Raw genomic sequence first — 19,833 nt, 5'->3', positions numbered from 1 at the left:
GCTTCGATGCCCGATTATTGGCTCGCAATCCGTATCCAACTGTTTGAAGGGGTCTTCGGCATACGGGCATGATCTTCATTGCAGGGAGTGTTCTTAGATTGAAACAGGCGGCGGTTCTTGGTGCGGCAGGTTTTGTCGGTCGGCATGCCGCCAGGGCTCTTGCGAGCGCCGGCTATCAGGTCGTCGGCATCGGCCACGGCACCTGGCTTCGTGACGAATGGCGTGAATGGGGCCTGTCAGAGTGGCACGTGAGCGATATCAGCGTTGAATCGCTGCTGACCTATGCAGGGGAGCCTGAGGTTCTCATTCAATGCGCGGGCAGTGGTTCCGTCGCCTTCTCGATCGCCCATCCTGCGCAGGATTTCCGACGCAGCGTCGATACCACCCTTGCGGCACTTGATTTTGTCAGGCTGCACGCGCCCGGTTGCCGGGTCGTCCTCCCATCGAGCGCGGCGGTTTACGGCACAGCCGAGCGCATGCCGATCAGGATTGAGGATCCGCTCCATCCCGAATCGCCTTACGGGGTCCACAAGAAGATCGCGGAGGATCTGTGCCGTTCCTACGGACGAACCTTTGGTATTCACGTGGCAATTGTCCGGCTCTTTTCAGTCTACGGAATCGGCTTGCGCAAGCAGCTGCTCTGGGACGCCTGCGTCAAGCTGGTTCAAGGCGAGGTGGAATTCGCCGGCACCGGCGAAGAGTTGAGAGACTGGCTTGACATTGAGGACGCCGCAGCACTGCTCCTCACTGCGGCTTCGCAGGCTAGCGCTGACTGCCCAATCGTCAATGGCGGCACGGGACAGTCGGCCAATGTACGCACGATCGTTGAGGGGCTGGGTCGTGCGCTCGGCATCGCAGCGCAACCGACATTTTCGGGCACGCGCCGAAGCGGCGATCCGGTCGGTTACGAAGCCGATATCTCCGGGGCGCTTGGGTGGGACTGGCGCGTCGAACGATCCCTGGCGGATGGACTTGCAGCCTATGCTGCCTGGTTCCAGCAGGACAGGGGATAACTGATCGGCGATTCATATGTGGACGGGATTGTGAGACGGCATGGGTTGGCTGAGCGCTACACCCGTTCCGCCCGTGCTCTTTGACATGACCGATTATTGCCCGACGACGGCCGCCGCTGTTCTTTCAGACAGTCCGCTGTTCGCCCCCCGATGGCCCGCTGTTCCGCCGCTGTCTCCCGCTCTCATCGGATAACAGCGGGATTGCCCGACGCCTTTTGTCGCAAACGGGGTTGGCGGCATTCCGGATTACGCAAATCAATATTGCCGGATTACCAGCGGGGATATCGGCGAGTTTCTGCCCGCGGTCGCCGAGATCGCGGAGGAGATCTGGGCCGGCCGGGTGAACGGGTCCGGACTGCAACGTCATTATCGAGACCGGTTTTCCTACTCCGTGCTGGTCGAGCGCTGGGAGAGCTATTTGCGTGCGCTGGTGTCCGGCATGCCCGGGAAGGGGTGTGCATGACTGATGCGCCCACGGCGTTCATCACCGGTATCAGCGGGCAGGACGGTTCCTATCTCACCGAGTTGCTGCTATCGAAGGGCTATGTCGTCCACGGCATCGTGCGCCGGGCAAGCCTGGTTGACCGTCCCCGGCTCGATCACTTGACTGCCGATCACGATATTTATGGCAGCCGGCTCTTCCTCCATTACGGCGATCTCGACGACGTCACGACGCTGCGCCGCCTGCTGCGCCGGATCCAGCCTGACGAATTTTATCATCTCGCCGGGCAGAGCCATGTCGGCCTGAGCTTCGAAATCCCTGAATCGACCTGCGACTTCACGGCGATGGGCACGCTCAGGATTCTCGAGATCATCCGCGATCTGGAAAAACCACCGCGCTTCCTCAACACTGGCAGCAGCGAGATTTTCGGGACGCCGAAAACGGCCCCGCAAAACGAGCAGAGTCCAGTCGACCCCGCGACACCCTATGGCGTCGCCAAGGCGTTCGCGGTGCAGATGGCCCGCGTCTATCGCAATAGCTTCGGTCTCTTTTGCTGCAACGCGATCTGCTACAATCATGAATCGCCGAGGCGGGAGCCTTCGTTCGTGACTCGAAAGATTACGCAGGCCGCTGCCCGGATCGCGCTCGGTGAGCCGGAACGGCTGACTCTGGGTAATCTGGATGGCGCGCGGGACTGGGGCTATGCACCCGAATATGTCGAGGCGATGTGGCTGATGCTGCAGGCCGAGGCGCCCGAGGATCTGGTCATCGCGACCGGCACGTCGACGACGGTGCGGGAGTTTCTCGACCACGCTTTCACGAGCGTCGGCCTTGACTGGAAAGATCATGTCGACTGCGACGATCGCTTCCTGCGACCTGCCGATGCTCAGCTGCTTGTCGGCGATCCGTCACGTGCCAAGGCAGCGATTGGGTGGAAAGCGAAGACTCACGCCGCCGGACTGGCGGAAATCATGGTCCGCGCGGATCTCGCCCACCTCAAACGTCAGGGCCGTAGCTGAAGGTGGCCGAAAGCAGGCAATCAAGCCCTATTTGGAGCGGGCGTCGCTGACGATCTTCAGGCGGATCTGGTAGAAGTAGATCATCTTCAGCACGGCATGGTGAAAGCCCGCCGCGCCATCCAGAAAGCCGAGCCGCACCACATAGGTGCCGAGGAAATAGGCGGGGGCGAACCACCAGCGAGCGAGGTTGCGGTATTTCGTCCGTTGACGAGGCGTGAGCGCGCCCCAGGCAGCGTCGCCTCGCGCCAGCAGGTCGGCATGGCGTTTCGCTTCCCAGCTCGCATAGGCGTCGTGCCGCGCGACATAATGATCGATCCCGCGATAATCGAGGTGGGTTATAGGGGCTGCGATCTCGCCCGCCGTGCCGTTCAGCACCGGATGTTCGTGCACCTCCATATCGAGATTGCTCCAGCGCCTGTCCTCGATGCGTTCGTAAAGGCCGGCGCCGACGCGGAAAAGCGCGAGCTTGCGCTGCGGCACGCCGTGGCGGAGCACCCGCCCCATGAAATGATTGTCGTAGTTGAGCCAGAATCCGGCCGCTGCACTCAGGCGCTCGTCAGCCAGCACCCGTCGCGCTTCGGCGACGAACGCTTCGGTCACGCGCTCATCGGCATCCAGGAACAGCACCCAGGGGGTGACCGGAGGATGGTTGATCAGTACCCAGTTGCGCTTCTTCGGGAATTCGCCCGACCAGTCGAAATCGATCCAGCGGGCGCCGTGGCGCTCGGCGATCGCGCGGGTTCCGTCAGTGCTGCGCGAATCGACCACCCAGACATGCGCAAAGGCGTCGAGCCGAGCGAGGCAGGCGTCGAGGTTCTTCTCCTCGTTGCGGGTCGGCACCACGACGGTGATCGGCAGTGGCAACGCCTCGGATTGGATGACCGTCATCGCTCACCTACCTGTCGCGCCGGGTTGCCCGCCATGATGGCACCCGCTGCCACGTCGCGCACCGCCACTGCCCGCGCGCCGAGCACCGCGCGCGCGCCGATGGTAACCTCGGGGCCGACGAAGCTGTCGGCACAGAGCCACGCTTCGTCGCCGACTGTGATCCGCGCCCGCACCAGCGCCATGTTCGGTCCACGAAAATCATGCGTGCCCGCGCACAGATGCGCCCCCTGCGAGACGGTCACCCGTTCGCCGATCCGGATCGCGCCCAGATTGTAAAGAGAGACCCTGTCGCCGATCGCCGACCACGCGCCGATCTCGAGCTGCGACGGCAGGAATATCCTGACCGTCGGGTAGATCTGGCAATGTTTTCCGATCTTCGCGCCGAACAGGCGAAGCCAGGCCGAGCGGAGGCCGAAAAAAGGCCTCGGAATGGCGCTGAACACCAGCCGCCCGGCAGCCCAAGCCAGCCGTGCGCGGCGCTCGCCCGGCGTATAATTCGCGGTCTTGCGATTGGCCTCGATATCGAGGGCGGGGGGAGGTGTCCGCTCCGCCATCACCGCACCACGAAGTCCGGCGTGCTGCCGCGGCCGGTTAGCCATGCGAACAGCGCGGCGTGCTGATCCGTGATCCGATCCCAGGTGAATTGCTCCTCGACGAGCTGGCGACCGCGCCTGCCGGCTTCCGCAAGCGCTTCGGACTGATCAAGCAACTCGATCAGGCTGGCGGCAAGCGCCTTGGGTTCGTGCTCGACAGGAAAGGCTGCGCCCGCCGCAAAGCCTTCCGGAATGTTGCAGGCGGCCGTCATCAACACCGGTTTGCGATAGGCCCATGCCTCGAGCACCGACATCGGCATGCCTTCGCTGCGGGAAGGGAGAATGAAGGCGTCGCACCCGGCCAGCGCCTCGTCCTTCGCCGCGCCGTAAAGCGGGCCGCGGAACGAGATATTGGCGAGGCCGCTTTCCCGGGCAAGCGTCACGAGCCGGGGCAGGTGATCACCGTCATCCCAGCCCGCGATTTCGAGCTGCCAGTCGTCGTGAAGCGCGGGAAGCTGTTTCACCGCGATCGTCCAGGCCCTGATCAGGTCCGCAATCCCCTTTTTTGGGTGGATGCGCCCGAGAAACAGCAAGGTCTTGCGGTTCTTTGGCGAAGGGGGCGGTAACGTATCCAGGTCGGGAAGGGTCACCCCGTTCGGTATGATTGCGATCGGTACCTTCAGCCCGAGCGCGGCGATCGCGTCAGCTTCAGCGGAACACAATGCCCGCAGCGCACCGGCCGAGCGGAGATTCGCGTTCTCGTACAGCCAGCCAGCCAGTCGTTTCTTGAGGGCGCCATTCCTGAGCGCCCAGGGGTCAAGCATGCCGTGCGGCGAAATCACCAGCTTGCCGCAGCGTTCGCGGTTCCAGCGCGAGGCTGCGTAGGAAGGATAGTTCCAGAGGCCGTGAAGATGAAGCACATCGTAGCGCTTGGTGACGAGGAGCTTGCCCATCTCGGGTGCATAGGCCAGGCGTGCGGGCCCCTTGGAGGCAAAGCTGCGGAATCGTTTGACGCGCCAGGAATCGAGCGCGGCCGGCAATTCGGTATCGTCGATGCCATAGACCGAGACATTGTGCCCGCGCTGCTGGAGCAGGTTCGCCGGTGCCTGAACGGCTTCGAACATGCCGCCCGCCTCCGGGCTTAGCGATGCCGTCACGATGCCAAGGCTCATCTTGCCGGTCATCGCAGCGGGGTCCTGTCGATCGAGATGGTCATGGTCAGTCGGGCCATGAGGGAGGGGCGGGCAGGGCGATGTGCGTATCGGAGATATGCCGACTGCCTCTTGGGAAATTCAAAACAAAGTGACAGCCACCTGCCTCCCAATCTCGCAGGATGCAAATGCAAAACATACGAACCTCTCTCGAAACTGCAGCGAGGTGGGCCGGTTGGTAGCGATACAGAAATGCGACGCGTCAGTACATCGACCAGGCGATGGGCTCGGAGCTGGCGGCCGTGGGGCGCCCGTCCCTGGGGCTGCTGAAGCCCGGGTGATATGGGCCGCGCGGCCCGGTGCTCGCGACATGCTCGCACGGCAGGTTGCCCGCGTCTCGGGACATGCTATGAAATCGGTGATGCGGTTCCTTCCTGCCATCTCGACTGATCTGAGCAACGGGCAGAAGAGTCCGGTTGGGCGATGTAGTGAATCAGCAGCGTGGGAGTAACGGCCCGCGAGGTGCGCGCACCGATAAGGCTCTCCCAGACACTTTCCAGCTTGATCGGGCCTCCGAGTGGCGAGCGCGTCTATTTTCCTTCAATTGATCTGTTGCGCGGACTGGCGGCGATCGCGGTCGTGCTTTTCCACTACCTGAACTTTTTCATTCCGCCCGGCTCGGAGGAGGCCGCCCCGAACTATCCGTCTCTGGAACCGCTGCATGCATTCCTCTGGCCCTTTTACGATTACGGGCTTTGGGCGGTACAGCTCTTCTGGCTGATCTCGGGCTTCGTCTTCGCAGCAACCTATGCCGGGCGCCAGACGACCGGACGCCGGTTCCTGGTTGCCCGGATCGCCCGCCTGTATCCGCTGCACCTGTTGACCCTCTGCGTGGTCGCCGCGCTTCAATATTACCGCCTGGCTTGGCTGGGCAGTTTTCAGATCTTCCAGACCAACGACTTGTATCACTTCGTCCTGAACCTGTTCTTTGCATCCTATTGGGGGTTGCAGCGCGGACTGTCGTTCAACGCGCCGATCTGGTCTGTCTCGGTCGAGGTCGCGATCTATGCGGCGTTCTGGATTACGCTGAAGCCTCTTTATCGCAAGGGTGTGGTGGGGCCAATCATACTGTCGCTGGCGTTCACGGTAGGGAGCGTGTTCAATCTGCCGGGCACAGTATTTTGGCAGTGCGGCTTTTATTTCTTCCTGGGGTCCGCGATCAACATCGCTTACCCTCATCTGCGCAATTGGCCTTGGTTGTTGGCCTTGGCCGGGGTTGCAGCGCTCGGCGCAGGGGCTGCGCTCGTGGTTGTGCTGCATCAGCCGGTGGGCCGGCTGATGCCCGTTCTTTTGCCCGGCATGATCCTCATCGTCTGCGCAATCGAAGCTGCAGGATGGGCGCGCGGGTCGCGTTGGACGCGCTGGATCGGCGACAACTCCTATGGGGTCTATCTCTGGCATATCCCGGTCCAGCTCGTGTTGCTTCTGGTGCTGGATGGCGTGGTCGGCGGCCGGACCGCGGTGACCAGCGCTTGGTTCCTTGCACTGTTCGTGGGGCTGGTGGTCGGCATCGCGCGCCTCTCCTACCTCGCATTCGAGCGGCCCGCGCAGGAGGCCATCCGGCGCCTCGCCATCCCGGGCGCATAAGGTAAGCACGCCGGGACCCTGAAAGGAAAGCTCCGGAGTCGTTTGACATGCCATGAAGCGCACACAGCGGAGAGTTTCGCGAAACGGACGCATTGTGCCCGCGCTGCTGAAGCAGGTTTGCCGGCGCCTGCACCGCGAACATGCCGTCGGCTTGCCGCCTCAGGATGTGGTGACGATCGCCAGGTTCATTGCGTCGCTTATCGAAGCGGGGTTCGTGCGACGGCGAGGGCCATGGCGGCACGAGCGATCAGCGAGGGTCGTGCGGTCGGCGCGCCCGCGGCATATTCAGCGGCTGCCGCTATGCCCCTGCCGAAGCGATCGGGTCCCCATTCGGCAATCAGCGCGCGGCTGGCCCGGCGCATCGCTTCGTCTTCCGGTTGGGCGGCAATCGAACGCATGGCATCGACCAGCGCCGCGACATCGTCGGGCGCGAAACTATAGCCGTTGATACCGTCACGAACCAGGACCGGGCAGCATCCGCTGCGATCCGACACAATGACCGGAAGGCCTGCGGCCATCGCTTCGTTCACCACCAGCCCCCATTGTTCGGTGGTGCTGGCATGGACGAAACACCCTGCGCTGCCGTAATAGGCGGGCAATTCCTCATATTGGCGAAAGCCGGGCAGATGGACATGGGTCTCGAGCCTTAGCAGCTTTCGCTGCTTCTCGAGCGCGGGCCGGAGCTCACCGTCGCCGAGGAGGATCAACGGCCAATCCGATGCATCGTCGCGCCGATCGCGACGAAACAGCGCATAGGCCTCGAGCATTCGCCCCAGATTCTTTTTCGCGATGAAGCGGCAGGAAGCGAGGAAATAGCGCCCGCGCGCTGCCTCAGGCAATTGCCCATGATCCCCCGCCGGCATGGCCGACCCTTTCGCGCGTGCCGCCTCCCGCGCGAAATAGTCGTTGTCGACTGCATTGTAGCCGCGAAAGATCGCATCGGCAGGAAGGCCGAGCGCTAGCAGATAGGCGGCCTGGCCGTCGCTGGTACAGAGCCCGGCGGAGAAATATTCGGCAATGCGTTGCTTCAAATATTCAGTCGCCGGGTTGCGACTGAAATCCCATGCATTGCTCTCTGACATGGCAATGACGGGGATGCTGTGTTTCACCGCCCAGCGTGTGATCGCAAGCGCCGTCGCCGACGACCAGCCCGGAACGGCCACCGCATCGGGGGCGAAGGTGCCGAGCTCTCGCTCAATCGCATCATCAAGGCTGGTCCTGGTGATCGCCCCCTCGCTCCCGAACAGCACAACATGCCTGAGGTCGGTGGGCGTCTCTGGCGCATTCCAGCCATATTGCGTGCTCGTCGCGGCTGTTTCCACCGCCAACACCTCCGCATGTCGCGCGGCTCCTGCAAGGCGCGCAACATGATAAGGTCCGAAATTGTCGAAAGCGATCGCGATGCGAATGTTCACCGCTCCTGGTGTGTCTATTGGCCCGTATCGCCCTTTAACCGGCCTCGCGAGCAAAATTTCCAGCGGCTTCGGGTTGTTTGATAGAAAAGCGAGGTTGCATAAGGTCGCTGTGCTGCCCGATTCAATGGGGTTGGGACAAATCGATCCGAAGGCACTATGCGATTGCGCGCAGACAAGGATTCACGATGAACCATTCCCACGATGTTCGGCTCGAGGCGCATGCCTGACATGGCGAACCCAGCCCGAAAACTCGTTCGCAATGTCGCCAGCATCGCCGGTAATCCCGCATTGTTGGGCGAATATGTCCAGTGGCTCGTCAGCTCGGCACGCACCGGCGGCAAGCCTTCGCGACGGCTGCTTGGTGGCATCGAGATCGGCAACTTCACGAATTTCTCCGAATTCCATTCGGTGCCGCGATTCATCGATGAGACGGAGCACCGTTTTTTCGAAAGCTTCACAGGCGAGGGTGCCATCATCGATATCGGGGCGAATGTCGGGCTCGTCAGCCTCGTGCTCGCGCGTCGATTTGGCGACCGGGAAGTCCATGCGTTTGAGCCGAACCCAACGACCTTCGCTGCGCTGGAGGCAAATATCGCCCGAAATCGCGCCCAGAATGTCTTTTGCCATCGCTTCGCCCTTTCGGATGCGGAGGGGGTGGTTTTGTTCCACAACGACCCCGTCAAGCGAGGCACGGCTAGCATTGCCACCGGCGCTGGCGCCCATGTCCAGGAAGTGCCCGCAACTACCCTGGATGCCTTCGCCGCCAGCCGCGGGATCGATTCAATCGGCCTGTTGAAGATCGACGTCGAAGGGTTCGAGACGCTGGTCCTGCGGGGCGCTCAGCGGGTTCTCAACGAGATTCGCCCCGCCGCCATCTATTTCGAGGTTTGCCCGGCCTTGACCGAGCGGGCGGGATTCGCCGCGACCGAACCCGCTCGAATGTTAGTTGAAGCGGGCTATGAATTGCGCCGCCTGACTGACCAAAGTGCGCTGACGCCGGCCGACGTGGCCGGGGTCGAACTAGAGAATTGGCTAGCAATTCCGCGATGAAGCTTCTGGCTTATGTGCACCTGCGCCGGATCTACAATCCCACCGGTGCGGGTCGCGTCGCGCGGAATATCATCGAGCAGCTTGACCTGCTGGGCAAGGACGAAATCCGGATCCTGAGTGATCGATCCGACCATCAGGAGTACATCCCCAAGGTCGGTGCGCCATGGACTGAATTTCGCTATCATGATTTTGCGCTCGGCACCTCGCTCCAGCAGGGGCGATGGCTCTTCACTGACAGCCCGGTCGCCGAAAGCTGGTGGCCTGACGCCGAGGTGGTTTATTGCGCGAGTGAATCGTACGTGCCGACCCGTCGCGCCCGGAGCGTGGTGACGCTGCACGACGCCGCCTATTTCGAAGACAATGCGCTATCGCCCAATTTCGATTCCTGGCGCCAACGGGCGAAATGGAAGATTCTGTACCGAAAGCTCGATCGCAAGGTCGATATGTTTCACACGGTCTCGCATTTTTCCGCTGAGCGGCTCGCCCATTTCTTCCCCGGCATGCGAGGCCGCCTCCGCGTGGTCCACAACGGTGTGACCGAGCGCTTCTTTCTCCCGCCCAACGCGGCAGGCGAGGCGGAGATCGCGCGCCTCGGCCTTGATGGCAGGCCTTTCATCCTTCTGCCCGGCGGCTTGTCCTATCGCAAGAATGCCGATCTGGTTCTGAAGGCCTGGCCTACACTGCAGGCGATTCATCCCGATCTTCTTCTGGTCGTGAGCGGACTTTGCGATCCGGAATATCTGGCCCGGGCAAAGGCGCTCGGCCCCTCCGTCCTGCTTGCCGGGTTCGTCAGCGATGATACTCTGTGTTCCCTGTATCATGCCGCCAGCATCGTCTGGTTTCCGTCGCTGTACGAAGGTTTCGGCATTCCCGTGATCGAGGCGATGCTGTGTGGAACCGCTGTCGTTGCAAGCGCGGCATCGTCGCTTCCCGAAGTCGCCGGCGATGCGGCGATGCTCGTCGATCCAGCCTCGCCGGCGCGCCATGTCGAGGCCCTGGACGCCTTGTTGAGGGATGATGCCGCGCGATCCGCCCTGGTCGCTCGTGGCCTTGAGCGCGGACGTCAATTCACCTGGAAGGCGGCCGCCGCTGTGCTCCGCGAGAATCTGGCTGATCTGATCTGATCTGAGGTGCGGCGCGGTGCGGAAGCGCCATCGTCAGTGGGCAAATTCCTGCAGCGCGCCGACAAAGGCCGCCGCCCAGGCATGATCGTCATAGGCCGCGAATTCGGCGCGCGCTGATCGTGCCATCGCGTCGCGTAGCGGGCGGTCGCCGACGATCCGGAGGATTGCTGCCTCGAGTGCATCGACGTCGGCCGCTGGCACGACAATCCCGCTTTCGCCATCGGCGAACTCAACGCCGGCTTCCCGCGTCGCCACGATCGGCAGACCGGCTGCCATGGCTTCGAGGACAACCCCGGCAGAGCCTTCGGCGAGCGACGGAAAGGCGAAGATATCCGCTTGCAGGAATTCGGCGCGCATACGCTCGCGCGACACATGGCCGAGTAATTCGATGTTGGGCGCGCTGAGTTGTTCGGCCGCGGCGGCGGGCACGCCGCCGGCGAACACGAAGCGAATATCGGGATCGATCCGCGCGATACGGGCAGCGGCCTGGGCAAGATATTGCGGGCCTTTGCGCAACTGGATCGATCCGGCGAACAATATTCGCTTTGGAATGGGGCGGCCGGGCTCGGGAAAACTGAGGCTCGAACCGTAGCGCACCAATCGGCATTTCGCGCGAGCGGAGGGGAGATAGGTCGCGACATCGTCAATGACGCTTTGCGACGGGCAGAACAGCGCATGGGAGCGCTCGATCATCGCGACGCTCACTGCGTCGAGAGCTGCCCCCGCCTCGCGCGAGAGGGGAGCTTCTCCCCAATCCGGGAAAAGCACTGCCTCGCGGCTGCCGATCCGATGTGCGGAGGGCATGATGAAGACGTCCGATATGAAGCGCGCGCGATGCGCGGTAAGCTCGTCGAACTGGGCGCCGCCGACGAAATATTGAGCATAGACGATGTCGGCCTGTCGCAGGTCCGCTTCCCGGAAATTCCAGCGCTCCGGCAGGTTGGGCGAGAATTTTCGTGCCAGGAGCGTCGGCAGGGAATGGCGACGCAAGGCGCTCGCGGGCACGCCTTCGATCACGCGGCGAGAGAGTTTCCCTCCAATGCCGATGGCGGCAAGCGCGTTGACCAGCATGTGGTCGACTGAGCCGGCGGTCACTGCAAAATCGGTATAAAGGCCCTGCAAGGCGCCGGCTTGCTGGAGAAATCGGGCAAGAGCGTAGCCGTGTCGAGCGCCCGGCTGGATCAGCAATGCTCGCATTGGGCAACGCTCGGACGCTTGTTCCCGGACGCCGGGATTCCCCAACCGAACCTCATGAGCGCACGCCGGCCTCTCCGGTGAGGAGGCCCATTTTCTGCCGCTCCGCCTTGGTGACGCGAGCGTAGCGGAACGGCAACCAGACGATCAGGAACATGAAAGGCAGACTGCAGACCAGTTCATTATAGCCATGAGTCAGGGCGTGTAGCCCGCCGCCAAGCAATGATACGAATAGATATTGGTCACGCAGGCCGCCGGCGATTGCGAAACTATAGAGCCACCCGAACAAGACACCAAGAGAAACGAAAGCCAGCACCCCAAAATACCAATAGTCAAGGAAGGTGTCGGAAAATCCGGTTCGCGTAGCGCCGTGCGCCATCGCTCTATTGCTCAGCGGATTTGCCTCTTCCGTCTTTACCATCAGCGAATCTTTCGCATTCCGCCCGAAGATTACGGCAGGAAAGTATCGCGATACCATGCCATTATACAGTCCCACAAATGGATGATAGTCGCCCAATTCGGATGCGATTGCGATATCGGTAACCGCGCCAGTCACCTCAGCTGCTTCAACCCCGCTCTTGCTGGCATATTGGCCGGAAAGAACGTCCGCCGAGGTAAGGGCGCCGACCAGCGACGAATCATTGTCATGGACGTAGCCGCGAATATCTCCTGCCTTGTTGATGATAAACCCGCCAATAAGGCAAAGTGCGATAAGGACGATCCTCGGCGGAACGATCTTCCTAACCAGGAACAGACCCCCGAATATGATGACCGCGAAATCGAAAATGAACTCGCGCTTCACCGAAATCAGCAGGATGGGAAGATAAATACCGGTGGCGGTGACGAACAAAATCAGCGCAAATTTGTCGCCGGTCCGCAAGAATATCAGGAAAGTCAGCGCGGCACCGAAGACGAGGCACATCGCAAGCAGCCCGTAAACGATGATAATGCCGGTCCAGCCGCCAGTATAATCATTGGTGGCGGCCATGCGCTCCATCAGGACATAGGAAATTGCACCAACGGCGATCAGCGCCGCCGACGCCTGTGTCATCCGCTTCTCATTGTACATCGATCCGATCACCGCCCGGACTTTGGCGGCGCGCTGCTTCCCGATCATGCGGCCGGCAATATAGCCAGCGCACAGGAAGATGATGCACAGCGTCATGTAGGTCCAGGTTTCGGTCGGATCGAAAGCGCCTGCCAGGCCGTCGCGTTCAACCGCCCATGCCTGGGGCAGCAGCCAGACCGAGAGAAGCATGCCGACCACGAACGGATATTCGAAAATCGCCCGCGGCCAAATCAGGGGGACGACACCGAGCGCAATCACGACGATGGAGAGAATGGTCAGCGAAGGACTCATATCATTCCCGAAGATGCGCCACGCGACGCGTGGTCCCCATTCCTGTTGCCCAGATCGCCATGAATCGCAATCAAATTAGCGGGGCTATTGTGCGCCTCGACCTTGTTGCTCCTCTTGCCACGCCGCGATCAGCGCTACGCGGTCGTCCCAAGTCTCAAGTCGTGGATTGCGGCCTGTGGCATATTCCCGCACTGCCCCCGCGACTTGGCGGTCCAGGGCCTCGCCGGATTCTGGCACCACCCAAATGCCGGGATGGCGCGACACCTGATCACAGGCTTCGGTCGCAAGGATGGGCTGGCCAATGGCGAGATGGTCCCAAAGGCGCATCGGAGAGCAGAAGTGATTGAAATTACTGCTCACATAAGGGATCACAGCGACATCGATTCCCGCCATCCACATATGAATCTGATCATGGGGCTGGGACCCGAACCAATGGACCTTGGCATTGTGTCTGAGTTGCGTGATCGCTGCCTCGGTGTCTGCCGACGCAGTGACCGGCCCAACCAGCGCCAGCGACCCGACTTCGGGTGAGCGTGCCACCGCGTCGAGGAACTTATAATCGATCCGGTCGCCGAGAACGCCGACAGTGCCGAAAATCGGCTTGGGCAGCGCCGCAAGACCCGCAGGAAGCTGGGTCGGTTCGGAAAATCGCGGTTCGGACGCATTTGCGGCAACGATACACCTTGCCGGATCCACGCCGTAGCTGGAGATCGCCCTGTCCCGTAACGCCGCGCTGACAAAGATCGATAGCGAGGCGAGCCGGCACATCTCGCCTTCGCGGGAGAGTGCGGCGTCGCCGCCCCAGCCGTCGTAACCGGAATAATCGTCCGAGCAGTAGTAGATGATCTGAGTGTCGCCCTGGAGAGCGCGTGCCAGCGGCAGATAGTGAAACGATGTGAAGATGATCGTTTCGATTCTCCCGCCTCTCCTCGCCGCCTGAGATCGTAACTTGCAACCGAGGATCGGCATCGCGACCGCCGAGGTCCGCGTCGCCCAACCCGGCGGCAGGCCAACGGAAAGCACGCCATCTTCAGCCGCACCGCCGCCTCTCAGCGAGACTTTGCGAGGAGACACCAAAAGGGTGTCGGGCCATCGCCGACGCACCGCCAGTCCGAATTGCCGTCGCCAGATCGTGTTGACGTCGACCTGAGCAATCATGAGCGGTAGCCACCTGTGTTCTTGTCCGAGCGAAAGGTCGTCACTCGGCCCTCAAATGTCGGCCTGTCGCAACTTCGTCTTCTTCCGCTGCCTTTACCACGCGCGTCGCCATGAGCGCGAGCCCGGCGGCGAGTACTACCGCGATGGTGCTGGTCCGCGCAGGATAATCGACTGCACTATGAAGGAGGATTGCCGCCGTGGAGACGACCGCAGCCCGATTGAACCGCTGCGGCGATCGTGCCGACCAAATCGTGATCGCCTGTCGGCACCACCACAGCAGCAAAACCGCCATCATCAGCAGCGCCGGCAGTCCTCCCTCGAGGCCAAGCTCGAGATAGTCCGAATGCGAATGATTGGCGAAGACATCGATCACGCGTGCTGGATTCTCGAACAGTTTGAAGACTGGCACGAAGCTGCCAAAGCCAGAGCCCAACGGGAAGAAGTGGAGCATTGCCGTTGCGGTGACGCTGTACATCGCTGGACGCGATAGCTGCCCTGGCCCGCCAACGGTATTCGTATCGAGTACGTCCGGGCCAGCGATCAGAACCAGCGCGACTGCGGCAACGCCCACGACGGCCATGCCGACCGCAACATAGCGCGCCGGGCCGAGTGATCGCGGCCGCGCGACCAGCCAACTGGCGACGATGACCGGAACTGCAAGGATGAAGGCTGCATAGGAATTGGAGATTGCGATGCCGATCGCAAGCATGGCCGCGACAGCGATGAGGAGCAGGTCGAGACCCCTTGCGTGTTTCGACCGGTCCGCGCCGGATTCCGCAAGCGATGCCACAAACGGTATCGCGCAAAGCATCAGCGTCGCCTGATGGTTGGCGTTCGCCATCAGGCCGACGGCCATGCCCAAATTGGTCGTCTGATAGAAATATAAGGGCGAACCCACATTGCCCAGCAATTGCAGTACGCCAATCAGGAAGGATGCAAGTGCGACAAGCGGGATCGCCCAGCGCAGGCCTCGCGAATCCTCGGGAGGGCGCGTCAAGATCAGGATGCCGACGGCGAACGGCGGCAAAAGCGACGCGAGATGCCGAATCGTCCCTTCCGGGTTCAAGCTGAGTGGCATCCATGGCAGCGCAACGCCCGCCAGTTCCAGCCTGTGGATCAACACGTCCCGTCCCGGCACGAGCGTCCATAAGGACGGGGGCAGCGGCACGAGCTGCACCAGGCCCCATCCGGCCCAGCAGGCGCCGATTGCGAGAAGGATTTTCGACGAGCGTGAAAGTGCCGTGATTCCCAGCCGGGAAACGCCGTAGCCGAGAAAGAGCGCTCCGCCCAATTCCAGAAGGATATTTGCCAGAAGGCCGCCGCTGCTTGATCCGCCCAGGGCCATGCACAGCATGACAAAGAGCGTAATCGCTATGCCCCATGCTGAAATGATGCTGCGTGAGCCTTTGGAGCGCGACCGGCGAGAGGTGGGCTTGCTGTTCATGGCTTACTCGGCCGCTTCGATCAGGACCGTGTCGATCGCAGCGGTGGCGGTCTTTGGAAATTCCCCCGGGGATCCTGCAAGCGCCAGTTGCTGCGCTTCGCAGCCGGAGGCCGGGATTTCGAATATCGTGCTGTATCTGCGCTGTCTGTCAGCGAGATTTGCGAGCTTCGTCGTCTGAACCGGCTCGCCTCCGCCGGCGCAGGTGATGGTCCAGGCGAGCTGATTATACTCGTCGCTACCGGACGCGACGACTGAAAATCTATATCGACCAGGCGACAAGAGCAGCGTTTGCTGCGCCAGCATGGTCGGCGTAGCCCCCAGATAGGTTACGGCCAGGCCTTTCGGACGGCTGAATTCAGCGGATCCATTAGGGCCGCTTACCAACTGCCAGTTGAAGGGTGCCGGCCCCGGAAGGTCAGCAAAGCCGGGATCGTAAATGATTCCGACCTGCTTCAGCGATGATTCCGGAAGGAAGTTGATCCAAGCGAGATAGGCGCGCTCATATTCGTGGTTCTTGAGCAGGGTTTGCAGCAATGAGCTTTGCTCGAAAATCGCTTCGGTCTTCGCCGAATTACGGGTGGTGAGGCCAAAGATGGCGTCGGGCGACATGCCCTGCTGGTTAAGCTCATACAGGAACTCCTGTCGCCAGCTAGGATTGGTCGCGAGCATTCTCGCCAGGGGCGCGCGGCTCGCCGGATCACGAACGATGGAGGACATGGCCTTGATCGTCACTTGGCGCCGGTCGGGGTTCGTCATGATCAGGCGGTCGAGATGCTCGACAGCGGCACTGAAGTCACGACGGCGGAGGGACTGGTCGATCAGCCAGATTCTCGGCCGAACCGCCCGGCCGTCGCTGCGCACCGCGAGCTCCATCAGTGAATGCGCGGCAGCGACGTCGCCCTTCGCTTGCGCGGCGAGCCCCAGATAAGTTTGTGCGACCGGATCCAGGGGGGATTTGGACAACAACGCCGTCGCGATCGGCAGATCGCGCAGCGGAATCGTCGCGCCCTTTTCCAGCGCCAGATCGGACACAAGCCGATGGTGCATCGCCGCTACGCTGCCTTTTGCAAAGCCGCCCAACCCGTCGGGATGGCCGTCGCTGACCGAAGCATCCAGCGCGCCCGACAGAATGAGGGCGCCGCCGCCGAGCACGGTTGCCGCGCCCAGGAGCTTGAAGCCGATCGTCCTGAATATACCAGCAGGGCTCGTGGTCATGGCGCCTAGGACAGCAGCTCGATGCGTCGCTTTTTGTCTTTCTCGTTGTCCCCGCCGTCGGCGCCATAGCCATAGCCGTAACCATAGCCGTACCCGTAGCCGCCGAATTTCGGACTATATTTGGTCAGCAGCACGCCCATCACCCGGGCGCCCGAAGAGCGCAGCTGGCGGATCGAGTTGAGCGCGGCCGGCCGGCGGATCGCGCCCGATTCGACCACCATCACGGTCCCGTCACAGGCAGCACCGAGCAGGGGGGCGTCGGCGAGGCCGAGAATCGGCGGGCCGTCGACGAAGATCACGTCGAACCGCTCGCGAACGACCGCGAACAGCCGGACGAGGTTCACGCTCGCCAGCAACTCGGCCGGGTTGGGCGGGATCGGGCCGCTCGGCAGCAACCATAAATTGGTCACGTTGGTCGACAGGATCTTCGGCTCGTTGATGTTGCCGCCGGCCAGCAGGCCGGACAGCCCGGCAAGCTCGCCTTCCTTGGCCGTGAACGACGGCTTGCGCATGTCGCCGTCGATCAGGAGCACCTTCAGGCCGACCTTGGCGAAACTCTGCGCGAGACCAAGCGCCGAGCTCGACTTGCCCTCGGACGGACGCGTGCTCGTCACCAGCATCACCCGCGGCGTGCCCTCCGGAGCCGAGAATTGCAGCGCCGTTCGGGCAGTGAAATAGGCCTCCGACATCTTCGAGCGCGGCGTCGACAGTTCCTCGATGAGGCTCGAATCCTTGTCGAGCTTCGGAATGACGCCGATCACGCTCATCTTCAGCTTGTTCTCGACGTCTTCGGGTACCTTGATCGTGTCGTCGATGAATTCGATGAGGAAGACGACGGCGAGGCCGGCCAGCGCACTGATCAGCAACGCAATGGCGAGGTTCATCATCAGCCTCGGGCTGAACGGGCCACCCGGCGGGATGGCGTGATCGACGATCGTCGCCTGGCTTTCCCCGATGCCGCCGGCGACACCGATCTGCTTGTAGCGCTCGAGCAACGCCCCATAGAGCGAGCGATTGGTATCGGCGTCGCGCTGCAGGATATTGTACTGGATGCTGCGGTCGCGCAGATCCATGACTGAGCCTTTGAGCTGGTTCACACGCGCCTTGAGCGCGTTTTCGTGCGAGACCGCGGCCTGATATTCGGATCGCAACGCAGTCGAGACATTGGCCCGCTCTTTCGCGATCTGGTTGTCCAGAGCGGAGATCCGGGCCTGAAGCTCACGCATCTGCGGGAACTCTGGTTTGAACTGGCCCAGCCGCTCCTGATAGTCCGCGAACAGCTTCGCTCGCTCGCCCTGCAGGGACTGGATCGTCGAGTTCGTCATCGTCTCGGTCGTGACGCCGTTGTGGAGCGCTTCCTGATACCGGCCCTCGGCCGTCATCCGCGCATTCTGCGCTTCGGAAAGGGCGCCGTTCAGCGCCTCGAGCGATGTCTGGTCGAGCGAGGTGCCACCGCCGCTGGACTTGCCGTCGGGACCGGGGGGCTGCTCCATCGTCATGATGCCCTGCTGCCGGGCATAGGCGACGAGTTGCCGTTCCGATTGGTCGAGCGCCGTCTTGGCGGCCGCGATGCGCTGTTGCAGGAAATTGCGCGCATAGGCGGTCGCGTCGTAGCGCCGCTCGAGCCCCGACTGGATGAAGGTGTCGGCATAGGCGTTGGCGATACGCGCCGCCTCGTTGCGATCGGTGCTGACGAAGCTGACCGTCATCAGCCGGCTGATCCCGACCGGCGCCACGGCCAGGCCGCCGCGCAGCTTTGCCACGGCGATCTTCTCACGCGCCTCGCGCGGCAGCGTCTGGGGTGCGTAGATCGGGTTGGAGGCGAGGTTCAGGCTCTGCGCCACCTTCACCGCGAGGTCGCGGCTCTGGATGAGGCCGAACTGGGTCGCCATATAGGCCGGATCGTTGATCGAAATCGGCTCGACCGACGAATCCTTCATGATCTGCGTTTCCTGGCGCTTGATCTCGATCGTCGTGCTCGCACGATACAAGGGCGTCTGGAGCAGCGTGTAGCCGGTGGCAACGACCAGGCCGGTCATGATGAAGGCGAGCAGCAGCCAACGCCATTTCAGCAGAAGCAGCAAAATTGTTCGAAGATTGAACTCCGAATCAGCCGTTTCGACCGGTGCTGGCTGAGCGAAGGTCGTCGAAACGGCGCCCCCGGTCTGCAGGGCCGGGAGCGCGGATGCGTCGCTTCCGCGAAAGGCTTCGATCGAATCGGTCATGTAGTGGAGAAATCCATCTTGTCGGTGTCGACCCTTGGCGTCAGAACGGCCGGAACAGCGCGAGCAACGGCACGGTCTGGACGATGTTCTTGAAAGTGCTCTTTGATGCGGATCCGTCGACCACGATGATGTCGTCGCCAAAGACCTCGGCGTCAGCCATCTCGCCGCGCCTGATCGACTTGAGGTCGAACGCCGCGGCCTGACGCTGCCCGTTGATCTGCCGGAAGATCACGACGCGGTGCGGATTGGCATCGTCGGTGGTGCCTTTCGCCATCGCGATCGCCTGGATGAGGCTCATTTTGCCCTGCATGGGATAGACGCCCGGCGAGGTCACTGACCCATCGACGGTGATCTTGGCGCTCGATGCAGACTTGACCGCGACCTGGACCTGAGGGTCGTTCATATATTTGTCGCCGAGCTTCTTCTTGATCTCGGCCGCAAGCTCGTCAGCGGTCTTGCCGACCGCGGTGATGTCGCCGACCAAGGGCATCGAGATCTTGCCGACCGCGTCGACCTGGAAGTCGCCCGACAGGTCCGGAACCCGGTAGACGGTCACGGTCAGCTGATCGAGCGAGCCGATGCGATATTCGACATCGGGCGCAGCGGCGACCGGGGCATCCGGTCTGCCGAAATCCTTGACCTCGTAGGGAACCGGACCACCTCGCCCACCGACACAGCCGGCAAGAGTCATCGGGACGAGCAGAGCAATGATCATCGCGCGTAGACGATGCAAAGATGTCATTTCGAATATCCTACGCGTGGCGAGTCGCGACGAATAATCGCCAACGGTCAATGTGGTTACAGGCCTCCAGACCTTTAACCGCGCGGCTTCGCCCGTCAACCCGTTCCGGAGGCCGCCGGAACGGGCTCGGGCGAGGGGTTTTTGTCGCCGACACGTGCGGTCGCGGCATTGTCGACAAACCACCGATAGGTACTGGCCAGACCCTCGCGCAGC

General features: G+C 62.2%; 16 protein-coding genes. 5 read left to right on the top strand and 11 right to left on the bottom strand.

Translation table 11 applies throughout. The annotated features are described in order from the left end of the window. Positions 1-68 precede the first annotated feature (68 nt). Both ABD050_RS07850 and ABD050_RS07845 read left to right on the top strand, forming a co-directional pair. The gene (locus ABD050_RS07850; RefSeq protein WP_343888712.1) at positions 69-1,013 is read left to right on the top strand and encodes an NAD-dependent epimerase/dehydratase family protein; all 945 of its coding nucleotides are present in this window, start codon (positions 69-71) and stop codon (positions 1,011-1,013) included. Positions 1,014-1,472: 459 nt separating this feature from the next. Continuing rightward, positions 1,473-2,474: a GDP-mannose 4,6-dehydratase gene (locus tag ABD050_RS07845; RefSeq protein ID WP_343888711.1), complete on the top strand. Its 1,002-nt coding sequence runs from the start codon at positions 1,473-1,475 to the stop codon at positions 2,472-2,474. A gap of 27 nt (positions 2,475-2,501) precedes the next feature. Here ABD050_RS07845 and ABD050_RS07840 read toward each other — a convergent pair whose 3' ends face one another. Genes ABD050_RS07840 through ABD050_RS07830 form a run of 3 tightly spaced genes read right to left on the bottom strand, consistent with a single transcriptional unit; the run spans position 2,502 to position 5,079 of the window. Continuing rightward, positions 2,502-3,362, bottom strand: coding sequence for a glycosyltransferase family 2 protein (locus ABD050_RS07840; protein ID WP_343888710.1), 861 nt, complete (start codon positions 3,360-3,362; stop codon positions 2,502-2,504). Beyond that, positions 3,359-3,916 carry an LbetaH domain-containing protein gene (locus ABD050_RS07835; protein WP_343888709.1) on the bottom strand — a complete coding sequence of 186 codons (558 nt, stop codon included), beginning with the start codon at positions 3,914-3,916 and terminating at the stop codon, positions 3,359-3,361. Before ABD050_RS07835 ends, ABD050_RS07840 begins: the two co-directional genes overlap by 4 nt. Next, the gene (locus ABD050_RS07830) at positions 3,916-5,079 is read right to left on the bottom strand and encodes a glycosyltransferase (protein ID WP_343888708.1); all 1,164 of its coding nucleotides are present in this window, start codon (positions 5,077-5,079) and stop codon (positions 3,916-3,918) included. Before ABD050_RS07830 ends, ABD050_RS07835 begins: the two co-directional genes overlap by 1 nt. Positions 5,080-5,547: 468 nt before the next feature. On the opposite strand from ABD050_RS07830, the gene ABD050_RS07825 reads away from it, so the two are divergent. Further along, a complete protein-coding gene (locus ABD050_RS07825; RefSeq protein ID WP_343888707.1) occupies positions 5,548-6,693 on the top strand; it encodes an acyltransferase family protein in 1,146 nt (381 codons plus the stop codon). A 197-nt stretch (positions 6,694-6,890) separates the two neighbouring features. On the opposite strand, the gene ABD050_RS07820 is transcribed toward ABD050_RS07825, so the two are convergent. Then, complete coding sequence (locus ABD050_RS07820) at positions 6,891-8,015, bottom strand: glycosyltransferase family 4 protein (protein WP_343888706.1); 1,125 nt, start codon at positions 8,013-8,015, stop codon at positions 6,891-6,893. A 321-nt stretch (positions 8,016-8,336) separates the two neighbouring features. Between ABD050_RS07820 and ABD050_RS07815 the strand changes: the two genes are divergently transcribed. Together ABD050_RS07815 and ABD050_RS07810 are read left to right on the top strand one after the other, a co-directional pair. After that, entirely contained in the window at positions 8,337-9,158 is an 822-nt protein-coding gene (locus ABD050_RS07815; protein WP_343888705.1) for an FkbM family methyltransferase, read from the top strand. After that, positions 9,155-10,282, top strand: coding sequence for a glycosyltransferase family 4 protein (locus ABD050_RS07810; RefSeq protein WP_343888704.1), 1,128 nt, complete (start codon positions 9,155-9,157; stop codon positions 10,280-10,282). Before ABD050_RS07815 ends, ABD050_RS07810 begins: the two co-directional genes overlap by 4 nt. Before the next feature lie 33 nt (positions 10,283-10,315). Here the strand turns inward: ABD050_RS07810 and ABD050_RS07805 are convergent, their stop codons facing one another. The 7 genes from ABD050_RS07805 to ABD050_RS07775 form a co-directional block, all read right to left on the bottom strand. Further along, positions 10,316-11,479, bottom strand: a complete 1,164-nt coding sequence (locus ABD050_RS07805) for a glycosyltransferase family 4 protein (RefSeq protein WP_343888703.1) — start codon at positions 11,477-11,479, stop codon at positions 10,316-10,318. Between the two features lie 52 nt (positions 11,480-11,531). Beyond that, positions 11,532-12,836, bottom strand: coding sequence for a hypothetical protein (locus ABD050_RS07800; RefSeq protein ID WP_343888702.1), 1,305 nt, complete (start codon positions 12,834-12,836; stop codon positions 11,532-11,534). Between the two features lie 84 nt (positions 12,837-12,920). Next, positions 12,921-13,994: a glycosyltransferase family protein gene (locus ABD050_RS07795; protein ID WP_343888701.1), complete on the bottom strand. Its 1,074-nt coding sequence runs from the start codon at positions 13,992-13,994 to the stop codon at positions 12,921-12,923. A gap of 40 nt (positions 13,995-14,034) precedes the next feature. Next, complete coding sequence (locus tag ABD050_RS07790; protein ID WP_343888700.1) at positions 14,035-15,438, bottom strand: O-antigen ligase family protein; 1,404 nt, start codon at positions 15,436-15,438, stop codon at positions 14,035-14,037. 3 nt (positions 15,439-15,441) lie between these two features. After that, entirely contained in the window at positions 15,442-16,653 is a 1,212-nt protein-coding gene (locus ABD050_RS07785; protein WP_343888699.1) for a tetratricopeptide repeat protein, read from the bottom strand. A gap of 5 nt (positions 16,654-16,658) precedes the next feature. After that, positions 16,659-18,878 (bottom strand): GumC family protein, encoded by a 2,220-nt coding sequence (locus ABD050_RS07780; protein ID WP_343888698.1) that lies wholly within the window; start codon positions 18,876-18,878, stop codon positions 16,659-16,661. 40 nt (positions 18,879-18,918) lie between these two features. Beyond that, positions 18,919-19,620, bottom strand: a complete 702-nt coding sequence (locus ABD050_RS07775) for a polysaccharide biosynthesis/export family protein (protein WP_343888697.1) — start codon at positions 19,618-19,620, stop codon at positions 18,919-18,921. Positions 19,621-19,833 lie beyond the last annotated feature (213 nt).

This window comes from Sphingomonas oligophenolica (assembly GCF_039522915.1).
In the GTDB taxonomy this organism is placed as follows: Bacteria; Pseudomonadota; Alphaproteobacteria; order Sphingomonadales; family Sphingomonadaceae; genus Sphingomonas; species Sphingomonas oligophenolica.
The sequence above is the reverse complement of the archived record's forward strand: the minus strand, read 5'-3'. Positions and strand labels throughout refer to the sequence as shown.

Excerpts from the sequence above, each read along its gene's own strand:
- ABD050_RS07810 (WP_343888704.1), top strand. The coding sequence starts at position 9,155 with ATGAAGCTTCTGGCTTATGTGCACCTGCGCCGGATCTACAATCCCACC.
- ABD050_RS07775 (WP_343888697.1), bottom strand. The coding sequence starts at position 19,620 with ATGACATCTTTGCATCGTCTACGCGCGATGATCATTGCTCTGCTCGTC.
- ABD050_RS07805 (WP_343888703.1), bottom strand. The coding sequence starts at position 11,479 with ATGCGAGCATTGCTGATCCAGCCGGGCGCTCGACACGGCTACGCTCTT.
- ABD050_RS07845 (WP_343888711.1), top strand. The coding sequence starts at position 1,473 with ATGACTGATGCGCCCACGGCGTTCATCACCGGTATCAGCGGGCAGGAC.
- ABD050_RS07790 (WP_343888700.1), bottom strand. The coding sequence starts at position 15,438 with ATGAACAGCAAGCCCACCTCTCGCCGGTCGCGCTCCAAAGGCTCACGC.
- ABD050_RS07815 (WP_343888705.1), top strand. The coding sequence starts at position 8,337 with ATGGCGAACCCAGCCCGAAAACTCGTTCGCAATGTCGCCAGCATCGCC.
- ABD050_RS07830 (WP_343888708.1), bottom strand. The coding sequence starts at position 5,079 with ATGACCGGCAAGATGAGCCTTGGCATCGTGACGGCATCGCTAAGCCCG.
- ABD050_RS07785 (WP_343888699.1), bottom strand. The coding sequence starts at position 16,653 with ATGACCACGAGCCCTGCTGGTATATTCAGGACGATCGGCTTCAAGCTC.
- ABD050_RS07780 (WP_343888698.1), bottom strand. The coding sequence starts at position 18,878 with ATGACCGATTCGATCGAAGCCTTTCGCGGAAGCGACGCATCCGCGCTC.
- ABD050_RS07835 (WP_343888709.1), bottom strand. The coding sequence starts at position 3,916 with ATGGCGGAGCGGACACCTCCCCCCGCCCTCGATATCGAGGCCAATCGC.
- ABD050_RS07800 (WP_343888702.1), bottom strand. The coding sequence starts at position 12,836 with ATGAGTCCTTCGCTGACCATTCTCTCCATCGTCGTGATTGCGCTCGGT.
- ABD050_RS07850 (WP_343888712.1), top strand. The coding sequence starts at position 69 with ATGATCTTCATTGCAGGGAGTGTTCTTAGATTGAAACAGGCGGCGGTT.
- ABD050_RS07840 (WP_343888710.1), bottom strand. The coding sequence starts at position 3,362 with ATGACGGTCATCCAATCCGAGGCGTTGCCACTGCCGATCACCGTCGTG.
- ABD050_RS07795 (WP_343888701.1), bottom strand. The coding sequence starts at position 13,994 with ATGATTGCTCAGGTCGACGTCAACACGATCTGGCGACGGCAATTCGGA.